The sequence below is a fragment of the Microvirga sp. HBU67558 genome (genome assembly GCF_018069605.1).
GTDB lineage: Bacteria > Pseudomonadota > Alphaproteobacteria > Rhizobiales > Beijerinckiaceae > Microvirga > Microvirga terrae.
Window position 1 is genome coordinate 1 of the sequence record NZ_JAGPUP010000141.1, and the last position, 330, is coordinate 330.

At 61.2% G+C, this 330-nt stretch carries 1 pseudogene; it reads left to right on the forward strand.

Annotated features, from left to right (window positions below):
- Positions 1 to 118: 118 nt before the first annotated feature.
- Positions 119 to 330: pseudogene (locus KBI52_RS00580) on the forward strand (IS110 family transposase); the annotation flags it as partial.

The window sequence follows — 330 nt, forward strand, 5'->3', positions numbered from 1 at the left end:
AGACATGGAGATATTCGTAGCGGCTTACGCAACGACCGCTAATGGGATGGTCCGGCCGTGCTCCTGCCCCGCTTATTCGTAAGCTGTGGGGCTTCGAGCCACGCAAGGAGCACGTTCCATGTCACGGTCTTCTTTCTCTGCTGCGATCGCCACCCTGGGCATCGATCTGGGCAAGAACAGCTTCCATCTCGTCGGTCAGGATCAGCGCGGCACCGTCGTGCTGCGGATCAAACTCTCCCGCGCCCAACTCACGCAGCGGCTGGCCAACATCCCACCTTGCCTGATCGGCCTGGAAGCCTGTGCCGGCGCCCATCACATTGGTCGTCAGCT